The sequence below is a fragment of the Actinomyces sp. S6-Spd3 genome (assembly GCF_000758755.1).
GTDB lineage: Bacteria > Actinomycetota > Actinomycetes > Actinomycetales > Actinomycetaceae > Pauljensenia.
On record NZ_JRMV01000179.1, the window covers coordinates 1 to 596 of the forward strand.

At 57.0% G+C, this 596-nt stretch carries 1 protein-coding gene; it reads right to left on the reverse strand.

Annotated elements, in window-relative coordinates:
• Positions 1 to 596: MFS transporter (locus tag HMPREF1627_RS01060; RefSeq protein WP_034500398.1), on the reverse strand; the 596-nt coding region annotated here is incomplete at both ends.

The following is a 596-nucleotide window of genomic DNA, read 5'->3' on the forward strand; positions in this document are numbered from 1 at the left end:
GGGAAAATCTCGGCAAACATCGCGGACTGTGGTCCGTAGGTGAGGCCTAGGCCAATCGTCAACGGCAAAATGCCGAGCATAATGTTGGACCACTCGCCGGTATTGATCAGCGCAAAGAGGGGGAATACCCAGACCAGATTTAGAACGAAGCCGATCTGGAATGTGCGCACGCGTCCGATCTTGTCTGAGATCCACGCGGCAAACAATGTGGTGACAATCCAGGAGGCGGATGCCAGCGTGATGATGTTCAGCATCTTGTTTCCGTCAAGGCCCATGCCGTTGGGTCCGGAGGTGTAGGCCAGGATGAACCCTCCGGTAATCATGTAGCCAACCACTCCGTTGCCCATGAATGCGAGGGCGCCCTGTACCAGCTGCTTGCCGTTGTATTTGAACATCTGCACGATGGGCAAGCGCAGCTGATCGGCGTCCTTCGAGACCTCCTCGAAGATGGGGGATTCGGCTACGCCAAGGCGGATGAACATGCCGATGGCGATCATGACGATTGAGAACAGGAACGGTACTCGCCAGCCCCAGGCGTTAAAGGCATCGCCGGAGATCGCATGCACGATAGCGAGGACGCCCGTGGCCGTAAGCAT